The following is a 24,034-nucleotide window of genomic DNA, read 5'->3' on the forward strand; positions in this document are numbered from 1 at the left end:
TTACAAGACGCTCTCGTAGGCTTTTTCATATTCAGAAATAAATGTTCCGATGGTGAAATAGTCAATTACTTTTTGTCTCGCATTGACCCCTTTTTGTTTTCGTAATTCGTCATTTTCCAATAGTTCGATTACTCGGTTACCTATTTCCTCAAAATCTCGTGGTTTACAAATGAATCCGCAACTTTCATCCAAAGCCTCTGCAACTCCTCCAACATCGGTTGCTACAACAGGTACGCCGCAAGACATCGATTCAATTACGGTATAAGGGAACCCTTCTGAAATAGACGTTAGAATTGAAATGTCACCTTCACAATACAAGAGGTTTGGGCTATTGGTTATTCCTCCAAAAATGAAATTATCTTGTAAATTTAATTCTTGGATTAGTGTGTTACATTCTTCAGTATATTCAGGTACGGCATTGTCATCGCCGTAAACAATGTATTTTACATTTGGAATTTTTCTTCGGACGACTTCGCAAGAACGAATCATTGTGATGATATCTTTCAAATGAAAAACTCGGGCGGCCGCTACCACAGTTGGCGTATTTTTCAGATGCTCAGGTTTGGGTTTTGGAGAAAATAATTCGTGGTCAATACCATTGTAAATCACCTTGATTTTAGAACTTTCTGCTCCATACAATTTTTCCCAAGTCATATTGAATTTGTTTACAGACAAAATTAAATCGGCTTTGTAATACACCAATTTAGTGATGGCTTCTGAAAACTGAATCAATAATTTTTTTAGAAAAAAGGAGTACTCTGCCGAGTTAATGGCTAAAAGTCGTTCTCTAATAAAAACACCATGTTCAGTAACAATAATGGGAGTGCCGTATTTGTATTTTAAAACTAAGGCAGGTAAAATAGGAAACCCCGCTAATGTAATATGCGAAATTTCGCATTTAGGAACTTTAATCGTGATAGGTATTAAAAATCGGTATATCCAACGTAGCCCTTCCGTGATGTCTAATAAAGTGGTTTCGGTGTCGTTATCTTCGATTAAATCGTCTTTAGAAATGTCGTAAAAAGTTTGCCAAACTTTCTGGCGCTGCATGGTTTTTTTATAATCGTGCTGCTGAAAAAACTGCCACATTTTAAAGATGATAGTATCTAATTCGGCTGTATCAGAGTTTGGAGATTTAATATTTTTTAAAAATGAAGTAAAAAGCGGAATGAATTCTTCGTCAATAATAGCTTCGTCATTATAATTTTTTTTAAAAACGAGCTTGTAATATTTTTTTCCGTAATCAATAAGTTCTTTAGGTTCTAGTGGCGCCCATTGCGGAACTTGAACTACACGTTTTACATTATCGCTTAAGGTATATTTTGATTTTTCTTCGTAGGAAGCATTGATGGAATAAAGGGTGAAATTAGCATTTTTAATTTCATTGCAAAGGATGTGCGCCCAAGTAGAAACACCACCTCCGTTATAGGGGTAAGTTCCTTCTAAAATTAATAATACGTTGGGCTTTTTCTTCATTTAACACAAAATAGTAATCATCCAATTTACAAATAAATGATTACATACCGAATGAACAAAGTTAAATAAATATTCTGCAAAAAAAATCATAAAAAAGGCTTTGTGGAATTGCCTGTTTTTATAGCGATTTAATTGTTTTTGAAATAAAAAAAACCTCTAGATTACTAGAGGTTTTGTCTTGCTTTTTGAAATTTATAAAGTAGTTATTTTTTTTAAATCAGCTACGGTAGCAATAGGGTCTGCTGCTTTGAAAACAAAGCTTCCTGCCACCAGAACATCAGCGCCAGCTTCGGCTAGCTGTTTGGCATTTTTATTGGTTACACCGCCGTCAATTTCAATTTGAGTGGCAGCTCCTTTTTTAGTAATCAACGCTTTTAGTTGGCGCACTTTATTATACGTATTTTCAATAAACGATTGTCCTCCAAAACCTGGATTCACACTCATTATACAAACCAAATCAATATCGTTAATTACATCTTCTAATAAAGTAACATTCGTGTGTGGGTTCAATGCAACTCCTGCTTTCATTCCTGCCGCTTTAATAGCTTGAAGCGTTCTGTGCAAGTGTGTACACGCTTCGTAGTGAACGGTTAATACATTGGCGCCTAAATCAGCAAAGGTTTTGATGTAACGATCGGGATCTACAATCATTAAATGTACGTCAATGGTTTTTTTAGCATGTTTTGAAATTGCTTCTAAAACAGGCATTCCAAACGAAATATTCGGAACAAAAACACCATCCATAATATCAATATGAAACCAATCGGCTTCACTAGCATTGATCATTTCAATGTCGCGTTGTAAGTTGGCAAAATCAGCTGCTAAAACAGATGGGGCTATTAAAGTATTTTTCATGTGTAATTGTATTGTTTTTGTTCAACATTCAAAATTCCATGTTGACTATTCAAAGTTAAGCAATGTTGAACAATGAATTTCGAAAAACGAATTTTGAAATTAGTTAAAAAAAACTCCGGAATAAAGCCGGAGTTTTGGTAGGATTAACCTAAATATGTTTTTAATATTTTACTTCTTGAAGTATGTTTCAATCTGCGAATCGCTTTTTCTTTAATTTGACGCACACGCTCACGAGTTAAATCAAAAGTTTCTCCAATTTCTTCTAAAGTCATTGGGTGTTGATCGCCTAAGCCAAAGTACAAACGAACTACGTCTGCTTCTCTTGGTGTCAAGGTTTCTAATGAACGTTCGATTTCAGTACGCAATGATTCGTGAATCAATTCGCGGTCTGGATTTGGAGACTCTCCTGAACGTAAAACGTCATACAAGTTAGAATCTTCTCCTTCAACTAAAGGCGCATCCATAGATAAGTGACGACCCGAGTTTTTCATAGACTCTTTCACGTCATTTACGGTCATGTCCAATTCTTTTGCAATTTCCTCTGCAGAAGGTGGACGCTCATTAGATTGCTCCAATAAAGCATACATTTTATTGATTTTATTGATAGAGCCAATTTTATTTAAAGGCAAACGAACGATACGAGATTGTTCCGCCAAAGCTTGCAAAATAGATTGACGAATCCACCAAACAGCATACGAAATGAATTTGAAACCACGAGTTTCGTCAAAACGTTGTGCTGCTTTGATCAAACCTAAATTTCCTTCATTAATCAAATCGGGAAGTGTTAATCCTTGATTTTGGTATTGTTTAGCCACCGAAACAACAAAACGTAAATTGGCTTTTGTCAATTTTTCCAAAGCACGTTGGTCTCCGGCTTTGATCTTCTGAGCTAATTCTACTTCTTCGTCAGCAGTAATAAGGTCAACTTTTCCAATTTCTTGTAGGTATTTGTCTAATGAAGCGGTTTCACGATTGGTAACCTGCTTGGTAATTTTAAGTTGTCTCATGTCTTTGTCTCCTCAATTTTTTAAGTGTACAAAGGTTATACGTAGCGAGTAGATAAAAAGTTACAAAACTTTTGAATTATTTTCATAAAAACGAAAAATCCCGTTCCAATATTTCGGAACGGGATTTTTGCTATCAATAAACCTTTAGTAAACTAAGATTGGATTACTCTTTTTTCTCCTCACGTGGAGGTCTTGGTAAAAGTGCTTTTCTTGATACTTTTTCTTTTCTAGTTTTAGGGTCTAGACCAAGGTATTTCACTTGGAATACATCGCCCATATTCACTACATCAGAAACATTTTCAGTACGTTCCCAAGCCAATTCAGATACGTGTAATAAAACTTCGTTTCCTGGAGCAGCAGTATATTCTACCACCGCACCAAAATCTAGCATTTTAATAACTTTCACTTCGTAAGCTTCTCCCACTTCTGGTTTGAAAATGATCGAATCAATTTTAGCTAATACCGCTGCAATTCCATCAGGATCAGTTCCTAAGATTTCTACTACACCTTGTTCGTCTACTTCGTTAATAACGATAGTAGTTCCTGTAGCTTTTTGCAATTCTTGAATTACTTTTCCACCAGGTCCAATCAAAGCACCAATGAAGTTGCCAGGAATAGTACGCATGATGATTTTTGGCGCATGAACTTTAACGTCATTATTAGGTTTGTCAAGCGTTTCCAAAATTTTACCTAAGATGTGTAAACGTCCATCACGAGCTTGAGCCAAGGCTTGTTCCATGATTTCGTATTTCAATCCGTCAATTTTGATGTCCATTTGACAAGCTGTAATTCCTTCAGAAGTTCCAGTCACCTTGAAATCCATATCTCCTAAATGATCTTCGTCACCTAAGATATCAGATAAAACGGCAAAACGTTCTCCGTCAGTAATCAATCCCATGGCAATTCCAGAAACTGGACGAATCATTTGGATACCTGCATCCATTAACGATAATGTTCCAGCACAAACGGTTGCCATTGAAGAAGAACCATTTGATTCTAAAACTTCAGAAACTACACGAATAGTGTAAGGACAATCAGCAGGAATCATGTTTTTCAACGCACGTTGTGCCAAGTTTCCGTGACCTACTTCTCTTCTTGAAGTTCCTCTTAATGGACGGGCTTCTCCTGTAGAAAATGGCGGGAAATTATAGTGTAAATAGAATTTTTCTTCTCCTTGTTCTGATGGTGAATCAATTTGGTTTGCTTCTCTAGAAGTTCCTAAAGTAGCTGTTGCCAAGGCTTGAGTTTCTCCACGTGTAAACAATGCTGATCCGTGAACCGATGGTAAGTAATTTACTTCACTCCAAATAGGACGAATTTCAGTAGTTTTTCTACCGTCCAAACGAGTTCCTAAATCTAAAGTAACATTACGAACGGCTTCTTTATTGACTTTGTAAAAGTATTTAGAAACTAAATCTCCGTTTTCAGTTAATTCTTCTTCAGTAAATAATGCTTTTACTTCTTCTTTTACAGCATCAAATGCAGCTGAACGTTCGTGTTTAGCTGAACCTTTGCTAGCAATAGCATAAATTTTATCATAAGCCGCTGATTTTACTTTAGCGTAAATAGCTTCGTCAGATTTTTCAGTTTCGTAAGTACGAACTTCTTTTTTTCCAAATGCTTGCGCCAATCTTTCTTGAGCAGCAATTTGAACTTTAATATGTTCGTGAGCAAATTTAATGGCTTCTACCATTTCTTTTTCTGAAATTTCTTTCATTTCTCCTTCTACCATTGCGATAGAATCTACAGAAGCTCCAATCATCATATCAATATCTGATAATTCTAATTGTGCGCGAGATGGGTTGATGATGAATTTACCATCAATTCTTCCAACTCTAGCCTCAGAAATCAAGGTTTCAAAAGGAATGTCAGACAACGCTAATGCAGCTGAAGCAGCTAATCCTGCTAAAGCATCTGGCATTACGTCTTCGTCATGAGACATTAACTGAATCATTACTTGTACTTCAGCATGGTAATCTGATGGGAAAAGAGGACGTAATACACGATCCACTAAACGCATTGTCAATACTTCGCTATCACTTGGACGTGCTTCTCTTTTGAAGAAACCTCCAGGGAAACGACCTGCTGCTGCAAATTTTTCACGGTAATCTACCGTTAATGGTAAAAAGTCAATACCTGGGCTTGCTTTTCTTGCGGAAACAACTGTACCTAAAATTACAGTTTTTCCAATTCTTACTACTACAGATCCATCAGCTTGTTTGGCTAAACGACCTGTCTCGATTGTGATGTTTCTGCCATCACCTAAATCGATACTTTCTACAAATAATTGTGGAATCATAAATTTTTAATATTGATTAGAACTTTGGAATTAGTTGTGTTGTTGTGTGTAGTTGTTGTTAAAAATCCCAATGAAAAACCAAACTTTTTTTGTTGTTATGTAAAAATAAAAAGAGGCACTTTCGCACCTCTTTTTTATATTGATTATTTTCTAATACCCAATACTTTGATAATCTCACGATATCTGTTGATTTCTTTTTTCTTCAAGTAATCTAACAAAGCTCTTCTTTTACCTACTAATAATACTAGTGAACGCTCTGTGTTATAATCGTGACGATTTTTTTTCAAGTGCTCAGTTAAATGGCTAATTCTGTGTGTGAATAAAGCGATTTGACCTTCTGCAGATCCAGTGTTTTCTGCTTTTCCTCCGTGTTTAGCGAAGATTTCTTCTTTAATTTCTTTAGTTAAATACATTCCAATATTGTTTTAAATGATTTTTATGTATGTTATATAGCTATTATATAACGGCTGCAAAAGTAATATAAAATATTGAAAGTTTCAAAATAAATTGATTTTAGTTTAAAATGGTTTACGATTTGTTTAGATTGTTATAGGTAAAGAATACATGACTCGGACTGGGACACCTCTCTGTTTTCCTGGAAACCAATATCCATATTTAGATAGTACTCTTATTGCTTCGACTCCTGTACCGAAACCGATGTCTTTAAGTACTTTAATATCGGTTATTTTTCCGTCTTTTTCAATAACAAAAGTTAAATATATTACTCCACTTAAACCTGCAACGTCTGGTATTTTGTAATTTGTACTAATAAAATTATAGAAATCTTCCATTCCGTTTCTAGGCTGTGGTTTTTCGGTTGGAGTATTGTATGGATATTTTTTTCCGTTCTCATCGATTGTTATTCCGGAGATGAATATTCCGTTTTCATAAGTCTCTTTTGTAGTTTGCTTGTTGATTGTGTATTTGGTATCCCAGATACCATTTTTCACATAATTTTTTATTTGGCCTTTGATAGTTATTGAATCTTTTGGGAATAAAATTATTTCCTCATATTCACCTTCGCCATTAATAACTTTTTGTTCATTATTTGAATTCCAATAATGAATGATTTTTGTTATAGATTTTTTTGTTTTTGCATCAATAATAACCTCGGATTCCAGTTTTATATTGCCGTTTTCATACCATTCAAATTGTTTTCCTAAAATTTGATTTCCAGAATAATTTTCAGTCTTTTTCTTTTTTCCATTTTCAAAAAAATATACGCAAGAACCTTCATAATTCATCAAAAATTTATTTGTTGTAATTCCTCTTCTTTCGATTTTTCCTGATCTGTAGTAGAATGCTACGTCGTAGAACTCTTTTTCTTTAGTAAAATCTTTTACAATTCGAATGTGTTTAAAATTCTTTTCATTCCCTAAATTACCTAGAGAATCCAAATAAACTGCATCATCATTAGGGCTAATTTGACTATACCCTAAAAATGAAATAAATAATAAAAATAAAGTAATGATTTATTTTCTCATGGGGCGTAATTTGGAGTTAGTAGACAAAATTTTCAAAATAAATTGATTTTAGATCAAAATAAATAGTTAGCGGATAGGTTTTAAAGTAATAGGTAGAGAAAATGAAGTTTTAATTGGAACTCCTCTGTAATTTCCTGGGAGCCATTCTTTGTAACTATATATTAATTGGATGGCGTTGTCACTTATTCCAAACTCATCTTTGTAAATTGATTTTACATTTTCAATTTTTCCATCTGCAGCTATTTTGAAAGTTAAGTATATTTTCCCGCCTATTTTACCTTGGGCAGGGAAAGGAATTTGCAAGCGTTTACTAATATAAGTGTAAAAATTATCCATTCCTCTTTTGGGGATAGGTTTTGTTAAGATTTGGGTATAGTGGTGCTCAACACCTAGTGAATCTTTGCTCACGCCTGAAATTAATTTTCCGTTTAAATAATTATCATTAAAACTTATTTTAAGTTTTTGTGAATAACCCTCCCATCTCTCTTCTTTGAGGTAATTTTTAACTTTTCCTTTTATTATTGCTTTATTTTCATCTTCTCGTTCTTCAAATTCACCTTCGCCATTAATTACTTTTTGGATATTATTTTCATCCCAAAATTGTAAAATACGAGTTGTTTCGGTTTTCTTTTTTTTGTCTATAACAATTTCTGTTTCCGACTTGATATTTCCGTTTTCAAACCATTCAAATTGCTTGCCAATCAATTTATTGTCGGAATAGTTTACTATTTTTCTTCTATTGCCGTTTTCAAAATAAAAGACACGAGGACCTTCAAATTTTAAGTTATTATTGTCTTTTACTACAGTTGACCTCATTTCTATTTTTCCTGATTTGTAATAAATAAGAGCGTCATAAAGTTCTTTTACTAATGAATAATCCTTTACAACACGAATATATTTATAGTTTTCAGACGTAGTGAGTTGCTTTAAAGAGTCTAGATAGAATACTTGATCGTTTGAACTAAACTGACTGTGTCCTAAAAATGAAATAAAAAATAAGAATAGGGTGGCGATTTGTTTTTTCATGGGGGCTGTGTTTTTTTGGGTTAATACAATTTGGCTACTTCACTATTTACTAACTCTAAAAAGTGTTCGTCTTCGGTAGTAAAAGGGTCTAATACATGACTGTCAATATCAATTTGTCCAATATTGATTCCGTTAACAAATAAAGGCACCACAATTTCGGATTTTACAGTGAAACTACATGCAATATAATTGTCTTGAGCTGCTACGTCTGGCACAACAAAGTTTGCATTGGATTCGGCTACTTGTCCGCAAATGCCTTTTCCAAATGGAATTATAGTGTGATCTGTGGGGGCACCAACATAAGGTCCTAAATGTAGAGTTCTTTCTTCGTGATTGGCAAAATAAAAACCAACCCAATTGTAATGAGCTACATTTTCATTAAGTAATTGACAAATGCTTTGAAGCTTTTCATCTCTTGAAGCATGGTTATCTGAAATGATTGCTGAAACTTTCGGTTGTAATTCTTGAAATGTCATGACTTTGATTTTAATACAAAAGTATTAAATAAATAGATATGCTATTTATTTCGTACCTTTAAAGGAGATATAAAGTAAGTAGCTATGAAAATTGTGAAACATTCAGGCGATATAGTCGATTTTGATCCTGAAAAACTTCGAGCGTCACTTTTAAAATCGGGTGCCGAGCATCAGGTAGTTGAGTCTATTTTGAAAGAGATTAAAAAAGAGCTTTTTCAAGGAATGACAACCAAGCAAATTTACAAACTGGCTTTCGGTTTGCTAAAGAAAACGGCTAACGCCCACGCTGCACGATACAATCTAAGAGAATCTATACGATTATTAGGTCCTGCGGGTTTCTTCTTCGAAAAATATGTGGCACGTTTATTTGCTTCAGAACATTTTGAAACCTTAACTAATCTTACGTTGCAAGGTAAATGTGTTACGCACGAAATTGATGTGCTGTTGAAAAAAAACAATTCAATTGCTATGGTAGAATGTAAATTTCACCAGGGCAGAGATGCCGCGTCAGATGTAAAAGTTCCTATGTATATTCTATCGCGATTCAACGATTTGAAAGAAAGAACTCATCCTGTTTTTGATGACAGAGAACACATTACTAAATGTTGGATTGTGACCAATAATCGGTTTACTCTTGATGCTATGACATTTGCCAATTGTTCTGGTTTGAATCTATTGAGCTGGGATTATCCCAAAAATAATAATTTGAAAACGAAAAATGATAGTAATGCCTTGTATCCGGTAACTTGCTTGACCACTTTGTCTCTTGCTGAGAAAGATAAATTGCTGATTTTGGATGTGATTTTGGTGAAAGAAATTATAAATAATTCGGATTGTTTGGAAAAAATAGGCATTAGTCCAAACCGAATTAAAAATGTTTTGAAAGAAGCAACAGAATTATGTAGGTATATATAAAATTCAGTTTAAAAACGTAAAACGATGAAAGTAACATTTATAGGAGGAGCAGGAACAGTTACGGGTTCAAAAACATTGATAGAGAGTAATGGAATTCGTATTCTAGTAGATTGTGGTTTGTTTCAAGGTCTCAAAGCCTTGCGAGAGCTCAATTGGGAACCATTACCTATTTTGCCTTCGAGCATTGATTATGTATTGTTGACACATGGTCATTTGGATCATTGTGGCTGGTTACCTAGATTGGTAGCTCAGGGGTTTAAGGGAAAAATTTATTGTAGCGGCCCCACAAAAGAAATCACAAAGTTGATTCTTTTAGATTCGGCAAAAATCCAAGAAGAAGAGGCGCGTTTAGCCAATGAAAAAAAGTTTTCTAAACACGAAGTGGCTGAACCATTGTATACCGTAGATCAAGCGAAAGCCGTTTTTCCGCTTTTTAGAATTGCTGCCGTTGAGGAACAAGTTCCTTTGGATGCCGAAATTAGTGCGGTATTTACTAATGCGGGACATATTTTAGGAGCCTGCAGTATTGCTTTGCAAATCAAAAATCAGACTTTGGTTTTTTCTGGAGATATTGGTCGTGATGATGATATTTTAATGTTTCCCCCAATTAAACCTAAAAAAGCGGATTATATTTTCTTAGAAAGCACTTATGGCAATAGGATTCATCCCACTTCAGATGCTAAATTGGAATTAGAAACCTATGTAAATAATGCGGTGGATAGAGGGGGAACTTTAATCATTCCAAGTTTTGCAGTCGAAAGAGCACAAACTTTAATGTATTTGCTTTGGCAACTCAAGGAAGAAGAAAGGATTCCTAATATTCCTTATATTATTGATACCCCAATGGGAATTAACGCTTTGGATATTTTTTCTAATAACAAAAAGTGGCATAAATTATCTTTGGAGGATTTAGAGGCAATGAACAAAATGTTTCTTTTAGTTTCTGATTATCAAGAAAGTACTTCGGTGATTTTTGACCAGCAACCAAAAGTAGTTATTGCTGCTAGCGGTATGGTTACAGGGGGTCGAGTTTTGAGCTATTTAGAATATTATATTAGTATGCCAGAAACTACTGTGATTATTGTGGGCTATCAAGCCGAGGGGACTCGTGGTAGAAAATTATTGGAAGGTGTTAAGGAAATCAAAATTCACGGAAAATACCATCCTGTCTTGGCGACCATTTTAGAAATCAAGGGTCTGTCAGCTCACGGAGATCAAAATGATTTATTGAATTGGCTTTCGGATTTGGAAAACAAACCTAAAAAAATAATCATAGTTCACGGAGAGAATGAACCAGCAGATGAACTTCGAATTAAGATTCAAGAAAAATATGGGTATGATTGTTCGGTTGCTTTAATGGGACAACAAATGGAACTTTAACAGGATTTTAATCCTGAGCGTCTGATAATGATGTAAATTTGCAGTATGAATTTTAAAAAATGCATCGGATTATTTTTGGCGTTGCTGATATTGGTTTCCAATGTCGGTTTGGCGTTTAATGTGCATTTTTGTGGAGGGAAAATGGCTTCTGTATCTGTTCAAACTCTAGCACATAAAATTAATTCCGAAAAAAGTTGTTGCACTAAAAAACCGATTACGGAGGACTCTTGTTGCAAAAACAAAACGGTTCATTTTCAGAAAAAATCAGATGATGCTACTCTTAAGGCATTTTCTTTTACGCCCTATATAGCTTGTCTAGTTCCTCAAAATAAAGAGGGGATAGTTACTGCACAAGCTACTTTTATACACCAATCAATTTCGACTTATTATTGTGATGCCAATGCGCCGCCGCTCTTTAAGTTGTACCACCAATATATTTTCTACGCCTGATTTTTGATGTTTTTAAAAGTCGAGTCTTTTTGTGGCTTGAAGTTTATTCTACAAACATTAAAATCTTTTTATATGCAAAAATCAATCTTGCTTTTTGTACTTTTTTTAATTGCCGCTCCTGTTTTTGCACAGCAAAAGTTGGAAGAAGTAAAAATTGTCAAAAAGCGTAAAGGACTTCAAAAGTCGTTTACAGTTACTGGGAATACTACCTTGGTTACCAGTAAAGAATTGCTCAAAGCTGCCTGTTGTAATTTGGCAGAAAGTTTTGAGACCAATCCGTCTATTGATGTGAATTTCTCGGACGCGTTAACAGGAACCAAACAAATTAAAATGTTAGGTTTGACCAGTCCCTATTTACTAATTACTGAAGAAAATATTCCTTCTGTTAGAGGTGCTTCTCAAGCATATGGTTTGTCTTTTACGCCTGGAACTTGGGTAGAAAGTATTCAAATCACTAAAGGAGCGGGGAGTGTGGTGAACGGTTACGAAAGTATTTCGGGGCAAATCAATACCGAATTGATAAAACCCATCAACGACATTCCGTTTTTTTTGAATGCTTATGGTTCAACAGATTCAAGGTTTGAATTGAATACGCATTTTAATACCCATCTATCGGACAAATGGAGTAGTAGTTTGTTCTTGCACGGGAATACCCGAACAGCGAAAATGGATAAAAATGGCGATGGTTTTATGGATAATCCTTTGGCAAAACAAATCAATATTTTGAATCGATATCAATATTACGATGCCGATAAGGGTTGGGTGAGTTTTATCAATTTCAGGTACATGAATGATAAAAAGCAAATGGGTCAAATGAATTTCAATCCTAACACAGACAGAGGGTCAACAAATGCTTGGGGTTCTGAAATCAATACGGAACGTTTGGACGTTTCAACTAAACTAGGCTATGTTTTTAAAGATATGCCTTACCAAAGCATTGGTTTTCAAAATGCATTTACAACCCATAATCAGCAATCGTATTTTGGTCTAAGCCAATACAATATCAAGCAAAACAGTTATTATTCAAACCTAATTTTTAATTCGATTATCAATAATACCATGCATAAGTTTGCTACTGGTTTGAACTTTACGTTGGATAATTATCAAGAGTTGGTTACAACCCAAGATTGGAGCAGAACAGATAATTCTCTTGGAGCCTTTTTTGAATATACTTACGATAATAGCGATAATTTCAGCTTAATTCTGGGTGGAAGAATCGATAATCATAATCGGTTGGGAACATTTGTAACGCCTCGTTTGCATTTGAGATACAATCCTTGGGCAAAAGCTGTTTTCCGATTTTCGGCAGGAAGAGGCAAGCGAACGGCTAATATTTTTGCCGAAAACCAATCGCTTTTTGCGAGTTCAAGAGCTTTTTCTATTTTGGATATCCATGGGAAAACGTATGGATTGAATCCTGAAATTGCTTGGAATTATGGAGCAAGTTTCACGCAATCATTTTTACTTTTTGGAAAAAGTGCCGATGTTACTCTTGATTGGTATCGAACTGATTTTCAAAATCAAGTGGTGGTGGATTTGATGCAGAGTCCGCAACAAGTGCTGTTGTATAATTTAAAAGGGAATTCGTTTGCCAATAGTTTTCAAATCGAATTCAATTACGAAATGACCAAAAATCTTCGATTGCGTTCGGCTTACAAAATGTATGATGTGCAAACGGATTATCTTTCGGGAACTTTCCAAAAAGCGTTGCAAGCTAAAAACCGATTCTTTGGGAATTTAGAATACGAAACGACATCGTTTGCTAACCCAAAGCATTGGAAATTTGATTTTACGTACAATTGGATTGGAGAGCAACAACTACCGAACACGCAATCGAATCCCAATGCTGAAAGATTGCCTCAGTTTTCTCCCGCGTATTCGTTGATTAATGCCCAAATCACCCGAGTGTTTTCGTCAATGTTTGAAGTGTATGTTGGTGGAGAAAATATGGGAAATTATACACAGCCTAAAGCTATTTTAGGAACTGAAAATCCTTTTGGAACCAATTTTGATTCGTCAATAGTCTATGCGCCAATTTTTGGACAGATGTATTATGCGGGTTTACGATTTAAGATTAAATAGGATGCAATATCAATGTCAAAAATCAATGTCAAAAATCAATGTCAAAAATCAAATTAAATATCAATAATTAAATATAGAAATCATGAAAAAAATAATTGTACTAGTGCTTTTAGTGTTTGTTGGACTTTCTGTTCAAGCACAAGTGAAAAAGAATAAAAATGCCAAATACGTAACGGAAGTAAATGGAAATTGTGAACAATGTCAAAAACGAATTCAGAAAGCCGCTTTTTCAGTTGAAGGAGTAAAATCAGCCGTTTGGAATATTGAAACACATCAGTTGAGTGTGATTTTAAACGAAGAAAAATGTACCCTTTTGGATGTAAAAAAAGCCATTGCTAAAGTAGGACACGATACTGATGAGGTACGAGCAAAAGATGAAGTGTATGAAAGTTTACATCATTGTTGTTTGTATGACAGAAAGTGATTATGGCGTTAATATAATTCTAAAAACAAGGTTTAAATTGTGGTTAAGCTAAATTATTCTTACTTTCACACCCAAGATACTAACTTATATACCAACGCATGAATAATTTTGATTGGACTCAATTGTTGAACCCAGAGTTTTACATTACCTTATCCCTAGGTGGTGTTCAAGTTGGTTTGTTTATTGTATTATTTATCATTTTTGCTGAAACTGGACTTTTTGCAGGCTTCTTTCTGCCTGGAGATAGTTTGCTTTTTCTATCAGGAATATACAGCGGCGATTTGGTAGGAAACATAGTAGTAATTGAAAATGATTTTGTCAATGTTACATTACTAGCTTTATTAGTTGCTTTTTCAGGAATTATTGGAAATACAGTTGGGTATTGGTTTGGAGCTAAAAGTGGGTATTATTTGTTTAAAAAAGAAGATACTTTTTGGTTCAAGAAAAAATACCTTTTACAGTCCAAAGACTTCTTTGAAAAGTATGGAGGGAAAGCAATTATTTATGCCCGTTTTTTACCCATTTTTAGAACTTTTGCGCCTATTGTTGCTGGAATCGTTTCTATGGATAAAAAGAAATTTATGTTTTTTAACACCTTGAGTTCTTTTTTATGGGCTTTTATTTTGGTGTTTTCAGGACATTATTTATATGGCGTTTTCTTAGATTACGGCATTGATTTAAAGCAACATATAGAAAAGATTGTAATCGGAATAATTTTGATATCTACTTTTCCAGTCGTATTAAAATTATTAAAAAAGCGTTCGTAATATAGTATTACTCATAAAAAAATCCGAAGTGAAAACTTCGGATTTTTTGTGCATAGTATATGTTATTCACTTTACTGATTTGAAATAGGAATAATTCTCATTTCCGAAATTAATTGACCATCAATACCTATGCCTTCAATGAGTACCTGAATTTCTTTTTGATTGCCTACTACTGGGAATTGAATTTCAAATTTCTTTTCTTCACGTATATTTAGATTAGACATCCAAAATAGACATCCAAATAAATTAAATTCTTTTTGATCTCTGTGTTTTATATTGTTGAAATTGAAATCATTTGATAATCCATTACTAACAGTAAAAGGACTGTATTTATTATCAATGTGATTTTTTATAGTTCGTTCTTTTTTTAAAAATATTTTAATTGTTTCATTATTACCTATAGTTTTATCTGACATTCCTGATTTATCAATGTATATTTCATCAATATCATGTAAATTTAGGTTATACAACTCATTAAAATCTGAAATCAAGAAATTATCAATATATATACTTGGATAAATATTATCTCTTAAAGATCGATAACTTTTAATGTATACCGTATTATCCATTAGATTAATTCCTGTTAGATAACCATGAGTATTTAAGAAGTCAAGAAAACCATTGTGTTGTTTATCACTTATTTTATAAGCAGTAGCTGTGAGACTCATTTCATGACTATAAGTAAATTTTTCTTTTTTATATTGTTTGATTATTACATTATTTAAATTTACCGAACCCTCTTTGTTATTAGATTTATTAAAATAAAAACGATTGATTTCATTTTTTTCAATCGGACAATCCTTCTGTATTGGCTGTAAAGGATAATTTAATACTATTTCATTGTCTGAAATTTGACCTTGAATTTTAGTTGGTATAACTAAATTTTTATCGTCAACCATTTGAAATAGATAAAGAGTTGAATCTTTAGCAATGACATTTTCAAATTTAAACTCGTTGTTCTGATCTACTTCTGTTTCATCTAAAATGTTGTCTTTTAATGAAACGAGGGAAATTTTAAATTTAGAACCGAGTTTTATAGATTTGTCTATTTTGCCACTAAACGTTACTCCTTTTTTTACAAGATGAGTAGTTTGAGGAGGATTTGATACGATGTTTTTCCAAATATACTTGCTATGCAATTGGCTTAACATCAGTATTTCCATTTCTTTCTTTCTATTCAAATTGGCTGGGTCAAAGTAACTGTAATTATTAATAACTGGATTTTCCAAGTAGGTATTTAAGTAGAAGGTACCTAAAATAGAATTGGTATTTTTTATACATTGATTTTTTTCAGTAAGAATGCTTATGCTCAAATTAGCATTATTAAAATTCGTTTCAGCTTTAATTTTAATGGTATCCTTAGTAGTAAATTTCGTCTTTAAACTAGTAATGTTAAAATTTTTCGGGTAATTAAAAATTAATCTTTCGGATATTTCATCTAAATTTTCATCGATTAGTCGAATACTATTTACTCCTGTAGATAAATATTTTTTATCGAAAATAAATTCAGTTTCTGTGTTGTCTTTATTAAAATTTATTTCATTTTGAATACAATTTCCATCTTGTTGAACTAGTAAAATCAATTTTTTATTCTGATAAATATCAAGCCCTTTTTTATTTGTTTTTATTGCAACAGCAACTCTGTCATTGTTTAAATTATTATTGTATGTTATAAGTATTCCGCTATCCTGAATTTGAGGCAAAGGCTCAACTAGTTTTAATTCTTTGCTATCAATGCTTAATGTGTATTTTTCGTTTTTATTAGGGAGAAAGTAAAATAATCCATTCCCCATTTCATTTGTAGAAAAACTTGAAATTATGGTCGATTTAGAATCTAATAGATGAATATCATTAAGTTCAATCCCTTTATGGTTACAATCTTCAATTTTGACTACAACCGTAGCAAAGACGTTATCTATAATTTTACCACATTCGGGAAAAAATGTTACTTGCGCTGTCTTCCAATTTATTTCGTTTGATTTGAGATAAAAAGGTTTATCCCTATCTATGATTTCTATGGTTTGTACAAATGAATCATTTTCAATGAAATTATTCATCCAGTTCGTAAAAAACTGAAAATTGTATTTTCCTGACTTGAATTTATCGTTAAGATGAATTCCTCCTGTAAAAATTCCGTTTTCACATAAAATAAGTTGTTTTTCAATAATTTGCTTCTGATTGTCGTAAATGATTAATTGAATGTTAAAAGTATTTTCTTCTAGGGCTTTCTTGTTTTTATTGAATACATAACCTTTAAACGTAATATCTTCATTGTTTATAAATAGTTGTTTATTAAACTGAACATGAATTATTTCTCTGTCCAGGTAAAAATAATTTTGCAAATATTTACCAACAATCTCATTTTTAGATGTTGTAGAAAAGGTTGGTTGTGAATGTAGATTTTGAAAAAATCCTACGCAAAAGGAGGCGATAATGGTAATGTAGATTTTCATAAATATTGAATTAAGATTAGTTGATATTAGTTCTATCAATGTTTGTGCCATCACACATGAACATAATTCTATCATATCATAATTCTAAAATTGAATTTTCGGTAATCATCTTAAAATAAACAAATTGCTATTCTTTTTGTAATAGGAAAATTAATAGACAAAAAAATCCGAAGTGAAAACTTCGGATTTTTTATTTCATAGTACTTCGTACTTCTTATATAGTACTTCGTATATGGAATTACATCATTCCTGGCATACCGCCTCCCATTGGACTTGGTGCCGATTCTTCTTTAATGTCAATCAAAGCACATTCTGTAGTTAAGATCATTCCAGCAACTGAAGCTGCGTTTTCTAAAGCTACACGAGTTACTTTTTTAGGGTCAATGATACCTGCTTTTAACATATCTACATATTCGTCTGTTTTAGCATTGTAACCAAAATCACCTTTTCCTTCAGCTACTTTTGCTACTACTACAGAACCTTCTAAACCAGCATTTTCAACGATAGTTCTTAAAGGTGCTTCTACAGCACGAGATACGATTTGGATTCCTGTTGCTTCGTCAGCATTGTCCGCTTTAATTTTAGTTAAAACCGCTTTTGCTCTCAACAAGGCAACACCTCCACCAGCAACAATTCCTTCTTCTACCGCTGCGCGAGTTGCGTGAAGTGCATCGTCCACACGGTCTTTTTTCTCTTTCATTTCTACTTCTGAAGCTGCACCAACATACAATACCGCAACACCTCCAGCTAATTTAGCCAAACGCTCTTGCAATTTTTCTTTATCATAGTCAGATGTAGTAGTTTCCATTTGACCTTTGATTTGGTTGACACGGTTTTTGATGGTATCTGCATCACCAGCACCACTTACAATAGTAGTGTTGTCTTTGTCAATGTTAACTCTTTTTGCAGTACCTAACATATCGATAGTTGTGTTCTCCAAAGTATATCCTCTTTCTTCAGAGATTACAGTTCCACCAGTCAAGATAGCGATATCTTCTAACATGGCTTTTCTTCTGTCTCCAAAACCAGGGGCTTTAACCGCAGCGATTTTTAGGGCACCACGTAATTTATTCACTACCAAAGTGGATAAAGCTTCACCATCAACATCTTCAGCAATAATTAATAATGGTTTTCCTGATTGTGCTACCGGTTCTAAAACAGGTAACAATTCTTTTAATGAAGACACTTTTTTGTCGTACAATAAAATGTAAGGACTGTCTAATTCAGCCTCCATTTTTTCAGGATTTGTTACAAAGTAAGGAGAAAGATATCCTCTGTCAAATTGCATTCCTTCTACCACATCAACAAATGTGTCTGTTCCTTTAGCTTCTTCAACGGTAATTACACCTTCTTTACCTACTTTCCCAAAAGCATTTGCGATTAATTCACCAATAACTTCGTCGTTGTTAGCTGAAATAGAAGCAATTTGTTTGATTTTTTCAGAATCACTTCCTACTACTTTAGCTTGTTTGGTTAAGTCTTCAACAATAGCTTCAACTGCTTTGTCAATTCCTCTTTTTAAATCCATTGGATTAGCTCCAGCAGCAACGTTTTTCAAACCTTCTTTTACGATAGCTTGTGCCAAAACGGTTGCAGTTGTAGTACCATCTCCAGCTAAATCATTAGTTTTAGAAGCAACTTCTTTAACCATTTGCGCTCCCATATTTTCTAATGGGTCTTGTAATTCGATTTCTTTAGCAACGGTTACACCGTCTTTAGTTACGTTAGGTCCACCAAAAGCTTTTCCAATAATAACATTACGTCCTTTAGGTCCTAAAGTTACTTTTACTGCATTAGCTAATGCATCAACACCACGTTTTAAACCGTCACGTGCTTCAATATCAAATTTTATATCTTTTGCCATTTTAATTTATTTTTTTAAATTTTAGTCTTACTACTTAATTGTTAATTAGATAATTGCCAAAATATCGTCTTCACGCATGATTAAATAATCTTTACCTTCTAATTTTAATTCGGTACCAGCATATTTTCCGTAAAGAACAGTATCTCCAACTTTTACAGTCATTGCATGATCTTTTGTTCCGTTACCCACGGCAACAACAGTTCCTTTTTGAGGTTTTTCTTTAGCAGTATCTGGAATAAAAATTCCTGAAGCAGTTTTTGTTTCTGCTGCAACTGGTTCAATAAGAACGCGGTCTGAAAGTGGTTTAATGTTTAATCCCATGATTTTATGTTTTTAAATTATTTTAAATGAATGGTTCTACTATTTCAGAAATTGTGCCATCCTATTTTGACTGACATTTTTTCCTAAAAAAAATGCCAGCTTTGACAGGCTGGCATTTTTGTATATTGAATACTACTTATTTAGTAGCTGGAGCAACCGGAGTAGCAGGTGTTGCTGGCGTTGTAGCAGCAGGAGCTTCCGTTTTTTCTATGATTTTAGAATCAGTATCACTTAAAGAACCAGTAAAGCTCAAGCTTGAAAGTAAAATAAGTGCAATCAAAATAGTTGCTAATGTCCAAGTACTTTTATCTAAAAAGTCAGTAGTTTTTTGTACTCCACCTAACATTTGAGATCCACCAATTGAAGAAGATAAACCGCCTCCTTTAGGGTTTTGAACCATGATTACTACTACCAATAGAAAGCAAACTATTGTAATTAAAACTAAAAAAATTGAAAATGTGCTCATTGTTAATTATTGTTATTTTGTTGTAAAATCTTTATATCCGAAATGCGGTCTGCAAAGAAACTAATTTTTTCTGGATATTTCAAAATTAATATTTCATAAGCTTGAATTGCCTTTTGATATTTTTTTTGCTCTAAATATACTTTTGCAAGTGTTTCTGTCATCAACATTGAATGGTCTTCTTTGTTGAGGTCAAATGCACTACTAGTTGATGTTCCTTGTTTTACCGCTGGAATTTTTGGATTGGTCTCTATAAATTTATCAATTAACTCCAATTTTTTCTTTTGAGTTTCATTCAAAGTAACCGATGCAGTAACGCTTTCTTTCTCTCTTACGATGGGTTGAATTCTGGATAATTTTAGCCACTCTTGGAATGAATGCTGCTCATTAGTTTTAAAATCCAAAGGCTTGCCTATTTCTAATTTTTCTGCGGCAATTTTGATTTCTGTTGTTTCCTCTGCGTTAGCTTCTTTTATAGATGTAAGTATAGAGGCTTCGAGTGTGTCTTTGATTTCTTGTTTTTCTTGTGAATCGATAACTTCGCTATCAATTACATTAATATCAAGCAGTTCCAATACTTTCTTGTCGTAATATCCTTTTTGAATTGCTGTAAATGTATCAGAGGTGATAAAATCAAAGAGTACTGTTCTGTCAGTTGTATGAGCTGCCGTAACTTTTAAAGCGTAATTGTATTTGAAACTATTTTGATTGTACAAACCTTTTAAACGCAATGCTCGTGCGCTTTGGAAATAAGGAAACTCTTCCAAAACATGACTTAAAGATTCCGTTTGCTTTTCATTAATAGCATCGGGTTTGTTAATTAAAAAAGTATAGTCCGTTACGTTCATTAAGTTTATTTGTTTATTTGGGGATTTGGTTATTTGTTTGTGGTTAATTCGAATCACCGAATTATCATTTTAATCTACCATTTAGCTAACGATTCATTGAACACATCTTGTGTTATTCTTACAAAAATTTCGTCTACAGCCTTGTTCAAGGTGCTTCCATTAAGTTGTGTGGTTGCAGGATAATCGTAATAGAATTCAAATCCTTTTTCAAAATTGTCCTTTTCTGTTTTCTTATTTGTAAAACGAACGTTAACTCTTATTTTTAATCGGTTTTGTGCTGCTTGTTGGTCAGCAGTAGCTGTCATTGGACTGATTCTATAGTCTACAATTTCACCTTCATACGTTAAATCACCCCCGTTTTTTACTAGGTTTAGATTGGTTTGATTCTGAATTAAATCTTGCAATTTTAAAGTGAAAGTTCTGTCGATTCCGGGTTCAATTAACTGGGCATTATTTTGGAAAAAGTTGACTTGAAATGTTTTAGCATCAATCTTTCCTGTTCCTGTAAAATTATATACAGAACAGCTAGAAAGTGTTAACGCAATTAATAATATATATAGGTATAATTTATTTTTCATTTTTCAATTTAAAAATCCAAAGATATTCAAAATTATTATAGGTCAAATTGTTTTATTTTTCGGTACAATGTGCGTTCCGAAATTCCTAGTTCGTCTGCGGCTGCTTTTCGTTTACCTTTGTTTTTTTCTAAGGATCGTTTGATCATTTCAATTTCCTTTTGCTCTAATTTAAGAATTTCTTCTTCGGCTTCTATGGTTTCAGCAAAAAGGTAATTGTCTTCAGGTTCATCATACTCTTCTTCATTAGTTGGAGTTGTGATGATGGCAGTTCTAGGTGTTTCTTCAAAATCAATAGCAGTATCATTTTCTTGAGAACCATAAATTTTTTTGATTAGATTTTGATTGGTTTCTTGTACTTTGGAACTACCGTTTTTCATTAATTCTAAAGTGAGCTTTTTCAAATCGTGTAAATCACTTTTCATATCAAAAAGTACTTTGTATAGAATTTCTCTTTCGGTATTGAAATCACTATCATTCTTTTTATCACTGATAACAGAGGGTAAATTAGTTCCTTCTGTAGGTAAATAAGATTGTAGTGTAAATGCTGTAATATCACGATTGGTTTCTAGTACAGAAAGTTGTTCAGCTACATTTCGCAGCTGACGAATGTTTCCACTCCATCTAAATTTTTGTAATAAGTGAATGGCATTTTCATCTAATTTCAATGGAGGCATTTTGTATTTGTGTGCAAAATCTGCTGCAAATTTTCGAAACAATAAATGAATATCATCCTTGCGTTCGCGAAGTGGTGGTAAACTAATGTCTACCGTGCTTAAACGATAATATAAATCTTCTCTGAACTTTCCTTTTTCGATAGCATTGAATAGATTTACATTGGTCGCAGCCACAATTCTAACATTTGTTTTTTGTACTTGAGACGAACCTACTTTGATGAATTCACCATTTTCTAAAACTCGAAGCAAACGAACCTGTGTAGTTAAAGGCAGTTCACCTACTTCATCTAAGAAAATGGTTCCGCCATTGGCTACTTCAAAATACCCTTCACGAGTACTTGTCGCTCCAGTAAAGGCTCCTTTTTCGTGACCAAAAAGTTCACTGTCAATAGTGCCTTCGGGAATCGCTCCACAGTTTACAGCAATGTATTTTCCGTGTTTTCGATGTGAAAGAGAATGAATTATCTTTGGAATACTTTCTTTTCCAACCCCACTTTCCCCAATTACTAATACCGAAATATCGGTAGGAGCCACCTGAATTGCTTTTTCTATGGCACGATTTAATTTAGGGTCATTCCCAATAATTTCAAATCGTTGTTTTATTGATTGAACTGTTTCCATAATGTCATTGCGAGGCACGAAGCAATCTCGATTTATTAACCGCTTCCCGAAGTTTCGGGATCTGATTTATTTTAAACTATTCTTTATTTCTTTTTAATCAATTCATTTCACTTAGACCAACAGCTTCACCTTTAAGAGTTCCACTAGTACAAGACGTAATCTTCACATTAACAAAATCACCAATCTTGTAGTTTTCTTTTGGAAAAACTACGGTTATACTTTGTGAATTTCTACCGGAGAATTCATCTTTTGATTTTTTTGATACTTTTTCAACCAAAACCTCTACAGTTTGCCCAATGAATTCCTCTGAACGAAACCAAGCGTGTTTTTGTTGTAAGTCTACAATTTCTTGTAATCGTCTTGCTTTTGTTTCTTCGGTAACATCGTCTTCCATTTTGCGTCCAGCCAAAGTGCCAGGGCGTTCAGAATACGAATACATATAGCCAAAATTGTATTTTACATAGTCCATTAAACTTAAGGTATCTTGATGGTCGGCTTCTGTTTCTGTTGGAAAACCGGCAATCATATCTTGTGAAATAGAGCAGTTAGGAATAATGGTTCTGATTTTGTCAATCAAGGTCATATATTCTTCACGCGTGTGCAAACGGTTCATTTCTTTTAAAATGCGATTACTTCCTGATTGAACGGGTAAGTGAATGTGTTTGCAGATATTTGGATATTTCGCAATTACGTGCAATACTTCTTCGTGCATATCTTGCGGATTAGATGTCGAAAATCGAATGCGCATTTTAGGGAAAGTAATTGCCACAGATTCTAATAATTGGTCAAAACCAATGGCTGTAGCTTTTTGCATTTTGCTAGCGTTTTCAAAATCTTTTTTCAATCCGCCACCATACCATAAATAACTATCCACGTTTTGCCCTAATAAGGTAATTTCTTTAAAACCGCTGTTCCACAAATCCTGAATTTCTTTCATTATGCTTTGAGGTTCACGACTGCGTTCACGACCTCGTGTGAAAGGCACTACGCAAAACGTACACATATTATCGCAACCACGAGTGATAGAAACTAATGCGGTTATACCGTTGCTCATTAATCGAACAGGAGCAATATCGCCGTAGGTTTCTTCTTTGGACAGTATCACATTGATGGCATCACGTCCTTCTTCAACTTCAGCAAGAAGATTAGGTAAATCTTTATAAGCATCAGGGCCTACAACTAGGTCTACTATTTTTTCTTCCTCTAAAAATTGACTTTTCAAACGTTCAGCCATACAGCCTAAAACACCCACTTTCATTTTAGGATTGATACGTTTTACAGCATTGTATTTCTCCAAACGTTTGCGAATAGTTTGTTCTGCTTTGTCACGAATAGAGCAAGTATTAACCAAAACCAAATCGGCTTCTTCTAAGGTTTGCGTGGTGTTAAAACCATTTTCAGATAGAATTGAAGCTACAATCTCGCTATCCGAAAAATTCATAGCACAGCCATAACTCTCTATAAAGAGTTTTTTTGTGTTTTCTTTTTTATGTTCTAAAACAAGACTTTCACCTTGTTTGCTTTCTTCAATTACTTTTTCCATTTCATTTTTTCAAAGTACAAAGATACGT

At 33.6% G+C, this 24,034-nt stretch carries 22 protein-coding genes; 6 read left to right on the top strand and 16 right to left on the bottom strand.

Features of this window, described 5'->3' with window-relative positions:
* The 8 genes from pelF to RMR09_RS08870 all read right to left on the bottom strand — a co-directional run bounded on the left by pelF (position 1) and on the right by RMR09_RS08870 (position 8,623).
* Positions 1–1,476 carry a GT4 family glycosyltransferase PelF gene (gene pelF, locus RMR09_RS08835; RefSeq protein ID WP_310595432.1) on the bottom strand — a complete coding sequence of 492 codons (1,476 nt, stop codon included), beginning with the start codon at positions 1,474–1,476 and terminating at the stop codon, positions 1–3.
* A 192-nt stretch (positions 1,477–1,668) separates the two neighbouring features.
* Complete coding sequence (gene rpe, locus RMR09_RS08840) at positions 1,669–2,331, bottom strand: ribulose-phosphate 3-epimerase (protein WP_310595433.1); 663 nt, start codon at positions 2,329–2,331, stop codon at positions 1,669–1,671.
* A gap of 143 nt (positions 2,332–2,474) precedes the next feature.
* Complete coding sequence (locus RMR09_RS08845; RefSeq protein ID WP_026707723.1) at positions 2,475–3,338, bottom strand: RNA polymerase sigma factor RpoD/SigA; 864 nt, start codon at positions 3,336–3,338, stop codon at positions 2,475–2,477.
* A 163-nt stretch (positions 3,339–3,501) separates the two neighbouring features.
* A complete protein-coding gene (locus RMR09_RS08850) occupies positions 3,502–5,637 on the bottom strand; it encodes a polyribonucleotide nucleotidyltransferase (RefSeq protein WP_310595434.1) in 2,136 nt (711 codons plus the stop codon).
* Positions 5,638–5,780: 143 nt separating this feature from the next.
* The gene (rpsO, locus tag RMR09_RS08855) at positions 5,781–6,050 is read right to left on the bottom strand and encodes a 30S ribosomal protein S15 (protein WP_229317385.1); all 270 of its coding nucleotides are present in this window, start codon (positions 6,048–6,050) and stop codon (positions 5,781–5,783) included.
* Positions 6,051–6,176: 126 nt separating this feature from the next.
* A complete protein-coding gene (locus RMR09_RS08860; RefSeq protein ID WP_310595435.1) occupies positions 6,177–7,034 on the bottom strand; it encodes an energy transducer TonB in 858 nt (285 codons plus the stop codon).
* 153 nt (positions 7,035–7,187) lie between these two features.
* Entirely contained in the window at positions 7,188–8,147 is a 960-nt protein-coding gene (locus tag RMR09_RS08865) for an energy transducer TonB (RefSeq protein WP_310595436.1), read from the bottom strand.
* 20 nt (positions 8,148–8,167) lie between these two features.
* Entirely contained in the window at positions 8,168–8,623 is a 456-nt protein-coding gene (locus tag RMR09_RS08870; protein WP_310595437.1) for a GAF domain-containing protein, read from the bottom strand.
* 84 nt (positions 8,624–8,707) lie between these two features.
* Here RMR09_RS08870 and RMR09_RS08875 point away from each other — a divergent pair, with 84 nt between their 5' ends.
* The 6 genes from RMR09_RS08875 (at position 8,708) to RMR09_RS08900 (ending at position 14,641) form a co-directional block, all read left to right on the top strand.
* Positions 8,708–9,538: an ATP cone domain-containing protein gene (locus RMR09_RS08875; protein ID WP_310595438.1), complete on the top strand. Its 831-nt coding sequence runs from the start codon at positions 8,708–8,710 to the stop codon at positions 9,536–9,538.
* A gap of 24 nt (positions 9,539–9,562) precedes the next feature.
* The gene (locus RMR09_RS08880; protein WP_310595439.1) at positions 9,563–10,918 is read left to right on the top strand and encodes an MBL fold metallo-hydrolase; all 1,356 of its coding nucleotides are present in this window, start codon (positions 9,563–9,565) and stop codon (positions 10,916–10,918) included.
* A 45-nt stretch (positions 10,919–10,963) separates the two neighbouring features.
* Positions 10,964–11,368: an HYC_CC_PP family protein gene (locus RMR09_RS08885; protein ID WP_310595440.1), complete on the top strand. Its 405-nt coding sequence runs from the start codon at positions 10,964–10,966 to the stop codon at positions 11,366–11,368.
* Between the two features lie 72 nt (positions 11,369–11,440).
* On the top strand, positions 11,441–13,450 hold the full coding sequence (locus RMR09_RS08890; RefSeq protein WP_310595441.1) for a TonB-dependent receptor domain-containing protein: 2,010 nt from the start codon (positions 11,441–11,443) through the stop codon (positions 13,448–13,450).
* An 82-nt stretch (positions 13,451–13,532) separates the two neighbouring features.
* Positions 13,533–13,874 (top strand): cation transporter, encoded by a 342-nt coding sequence (locus RMR09_RS08895; protein WP_310595442.1) that lies wholly within the window; start codon positions 13,533–13,535, stop codon positions 13,872–13,874.
* Between the two features lie 98 nt (positions 13,875–13,972).
* The gene (locus RMR09_RS08900; RefSeq protein ID WP_310595443.1) at positions 13,973–14,641 is read left to right on the top strand and encodes a VTT domain-containing protein; all 669 of its coding nucleotides are present in this window, start codon (positions 13,973–13,975) and stop codon (positions 14,639–14,641) included.
* 71 nt (positions 14,642–14,712) lie between these two features.
* On the opposite strand, the gene RMR09_RS08905 is transcribed toward RMR09_RS08900, so the two are convergent.
* The 8 genes from RMR09_RS08905 to miaB form a co-directional block, all read right to left on the bottom strand.
* Entirely contained in the window at positions 14,713–17,094 is a 2,382-nt protein-coding gene (locus RMR09_RS08905; protein WP_310595444.1) for a hypothetical protein, read from the bottom strand.
* A 238-nt stretch (positions 17,095–17,332) separates the two neighbouring features.
* The gene (gene groL, locus RMR09_RS08910) at positions 17,333–18,958 is read right to left on the bottom strand and encodes a chaperonin GroEL (protein WP_310595445.1); all 1,626 of its coding nucleotides are present in this window, start codon (positions 18,956–18,958) and stop codon (positions 17,333–17,335) included.
* A gap of 45 nt (positions 18,959–19,003) precedes the next feature.
* Complete coding sequence (gene groES, locus RMR09_RS08915) at positions 19,004–19,279, bottom strand: co-chaperone GroES (RefSeq protein WP_310595446.1); 276 nt, start codon at positions 19,277–19,279, stop codon at positions 19,004–19,006.
* Between the two features lie 136 nt (positions 19,280–19,415).
* Complete coding sequence (secG, locus tag RMR09_RS08920; protein ID WP_310595447.1) at positions 19,416–19,745, bottom strand: preprotein translocase subunit SecG; 330 nt, start codon at positions 19,743–19,745, stop codon at positions 19,416–19,418.
* Between the two features lie 2 nt (positions 19,746–19,747).
* Positions 19,748–20,590 carry a tetratricopeptide repeat protein gene (locus RMR09_RS08925; RefSeq protein ID WP_310595448.1) on the bottom strand — a complete coding sequence of 281 codons (843 nt, stop codon included), beginning with the start codon at positions 20,588–20,590 and terminating at the stop codon, positions 19,748–19,750.
* 74 nt (positions 20,591–20,664) lie between these two features.
* The gene (locus RMR09_RS08930) at positions 20,665–21,168 is read right to left on the bottom strand and encodes an LptE family protein (protein ID WP_310595449.1); all 504 of its coding nucleotides are present in this window, start codon (positions 21,166–21,168) and stop codon (positions 20,665–20,667) included.
* Positions 21,169–21,203: 35 nt separating this feature from the next.
* The gene (locus RMR09_RS08935; protein WP_310595450.1) at positions 21,204–22,463 is read right to left on the bottom strand and encodes a sigma-54 dependent transcriptional regulator; all 1,260 of its coding nucleotides are present in this window, start codon (positions 22,461–22,463) and stop codon (positions 21,204–21,206) included.
* Between the two features lie 97 nt (positions 22,464–22,560).
* Positions 22,561–24,006: a tRNA (N6-isopentenyl adenosine(37)-C2)-methylthiotransferase MiaB gene (miaB, locus tag RMR09_RS08940; RefSeq protein WP_310595451.1), complete on the bottom strand. Its 1,446-nt coding sequence runs from the start codon at positions 24,004–24,006 to the stop codon at positions 22,561–22,563.
* Positions 24,007–24,034 lie beyond the last annotated feature (28 nt).

The organism is Flavobacterium sp., from assembly GCF_031537875.1.
Taxonomy (GTDB): Bacteria; Bacteroidota; Bacteroidia; order Flavobacteriales; family Flavobacteriaceae; genus Flavobacterium.

Bases quoted from the DNA above. Each gene is read 5' to 3' on its own strand.
- groL (WP_310595445.1), bottom strand. From the start codon at position 18,958: ATGGCAAAAGATATAAAATTTGATATTGAAGCACGTGACGGTTTAAAA.
- RMR09_RS08930 (WP_310595449.1), bottom strand. From the start codon at position 21,168: ATGAAAAATAAATTATACCTATATATATTATTAATTGCGTTAACACTT.
- RMR09_RS08935 (WP_310595450.1), bottom strand. From the start codon at position 22,463: ATGGAAACAGTTCAATCAATAAAACAACGATTTGAAATTATTGGGAAT.
- RMR09_RS08845 (WP_026707723.1), bottom strand. From the start codon at position 3,338: ATGAGACAACTTAAAATTACCAAGCAGGTTACCAATCGTGAAACCGCT.
- RMR09_RS08875 (WP_310595438.1), top strand. From the start codon at position 8,708: ATGAAAATTGTGAAACATTCAGGCGATATAGTCGATTTTGATCCTGAA.
- rpsO (WP_229317385.1), bottom strand. From the start codon at position 6,050: ATGTATTTAACTAAAGAAATTAAAGAAGAAATCTTCGCTAAACACGGA.
- rpe (WP_310595433.1), bottom strand. From the start codon at position 2,331: ATGAAAAATACTTTAATAGCCCCATCTGTTTTAGCAGCTGATTTTGCC.
- groES (WP_310595446.1), bottom strand. From the start codon at position 19,279: ATGGGATTAAACATTAAACCACTTTCAGACCGCGTTCTTATTGAACCA.
- RMR09_RS08900 (WP_310595443.1), top strand. From the start codon at position 13,973: ATGAATAATTTTGATTGGACTCAATTGTTGAACCCAGAGTTTTACATT.
- RMR09_RS08905 (WP_310595444.1), bottom strand. From the start codon at position 17,094: ATGAAAATCTACATTACCATTATCGCCTCCTTTTGCGTAGGATTTTTT.
- RMR09_RS08885 (WP_310595440.1), top strand. From the start codon at position 10,964: ATGAATTTTAAAAAATGCATCGGATTATTTTTGGCGTTGCTGATATTG.
- RMR09_RS08890 (WP_310595441.1), top strand. From the start codon at position 11,441: ATGCAAAAATCAATCTTGCTTTTTGTACTTTTTTTAATTGCCGCTCCT.
- miaB (WP_310595451.1), bottom strand. From the start codon at position 24,006: ATGGAAAAAGTAATTGAAGAAAGCAAACAAGGTGAAAGTCTTGTTTTA.
- RMR09_RS08870 (WP_310595437.1), bottom strand. From the start codon at position 8,623: ATGACATTTCAAGAATTACAACCGAAAGTTTCAGCAATCATTTCAGAT.
- pelF (WP_310595432.1), bottom strand. From the start codon at position 1,476: ATGAAGAAAAAGCCCAACGTATTATTAATTTTAGAAGGAACTTACCCC.
- RMR09_RS08925 (WP_310595448.1), bottom strand. From the start codon at position 20,590: ATGAACGTAACGGACTATACTTTTTTAATTAACAAACCCGATGCTATT.
- RMR09_RS08895 (WP_310595442.1), top strand. From the start codon at position 13,533: ATGAAAAAAATAATTGTACTAGTGCTTTTAGTGTTTGTTGGACTTTCT.
- RMR09_RS08865 (WP_310595436.1), bottom strand. From the start codon at position 8,147: ATGAAAAAACAAATCGCCACCCTATTCTTATTTTTTATTTCATTTTTA.
- RMR09_RS08880 (WP_310595439.1), top strand. From the start codon at position 9,563: ATGAAAGTAACATTTATAGGAGGAGCAGGAACAGTTACGGGTTCAAAA.
- secG (WP_310595447.1), bottom strand. From the start codon at position 19,745: ATGAGCACATTTTCAATTTTTTTAGTTTTAATTACAATAGTTTGCTTT.
- RMR09_RS08850 (WP_310595434.1), bottom strand. From the start codon at position 5,637: ATGATTCCACAATTATTTGTAGAAAGTATCGATTTAGGTGATGGCAGA.